Raw genomic sequence first — 1,162 nt, forward strand, 5'->3', positions numbered from 1 at the left:
CAAAACCCGCCCCGCCATCCGGCCGCGCGGAAGCGGCGCAGGGCCGCCCGGCGGGCCCCGCCGGATACTCCCCGTCCGCCGAGTTCTTCGACCTGGTCGCCGCCGAGCACACCGCGACCGCGAGCGCCCCCGCCGTCGCCGCGCTCCTCGCCGACGCCGACCTCGGCAGCGGACCGGTGGTGGACATCGGCGCCGGCACCGGGCTGGTGACCGAGGCCGTCGCCCGGGCCCGGCCGGACGTGGAGATCATCGCCTGCGAACCGTCCGTCGGCATGCGGGCCGTACTGACCAGCCGGGTCTTCAGCGACGAGGACCTGAGGTCCCGGGTGACCGTCACCGCTGACGCCGCCCCGGGCCTCGACCTGCCCGACCGGATCAGCGTCGTACTGCTCTGCGGAGTCCTGGGCCACCTCGACGCCGGGGGCAGGGCCAGGCTGTGGCGGCGGGTGACCCGGCGGCTGGCGCCCGGCGGGCTCGTGATCGTCGAACTCATGCAGTTCGAGGAGCCGACGACGCTGCCCGAGACCCGGCTCGCCACCGCCACGGCCGGACGCCACCGCTACGAGTGGTCCTTCGGCGGCGCACCCGACGAGTCGGAGGAGGGCGTGATGCGCCTGCACTCCACCTGGCGGGTCTACCGGGACGGCGCCCCGCGGGCGGAGCGCGAGGTGCACGACTCCCACCGCTGGGAGCCCTTCGGGCTGAAGGACGTGGTCGCCGAGTCCGGCATGACCGCACGCACCCTGCCCACCCGGCCCGGAGCACCCCCGCTGGCCGTTCTCACCCGGACCCCGGACACGACCGACAAGGCCGCCGGAGCGCACCTGCCGCACGCGCGGACCGCACCCGACGCCCCGGACGTCTCCGACACCCGGACCCCGGACACGACCGACAAGGCCGCCGGGCCCCACCTGCCGCGTACGCGGACCGCGCCCGACGCCCCGGACGCCTCCGACACCCGGACCCCGGACACGACCGACGAGGCCGTCGGGCCCCATCTGCCGCATACACCGACCGCCCCCGACGGTCCCGGCACTCCGGGCGCCCCGGTCTCCGCGCGCACCATCCCTCTTCTCTCCTCCTCCAACGACGGCTAGGACCCTCCATGACAAGCCCCGAGACCCCGACGGCGCCCCGGATTCCCGGCGAACCCCGCACGGAC

1 protein-coding gene is annotated in these 1,162 nt (G+C 76.0%); it reads left to right on the forward strand.

The window, feature by feature from the left end; translation table 11 throughout:
* On the forward strand, positions 1–1,097 hold a 1,097-nt coding region (locus LCE31_RS39745), incomplete at its 5' end, for a class I SAM-dependent methyltransferase (RefSeq protein WP_225023166.1).
* Positions 1,098–1,162: the final 65 nt, after the last annotated feature.

Origin of the sequence: Streptomyces sp. 8L, assembly GCF_020176795.1 — a bacterium.
Taxonomy (GTDB): domain Bacteria; phylum Actinomycetota; class Actinomycetes; order Streptomycetales; family Streptomycetaceae; genus Streptomyces.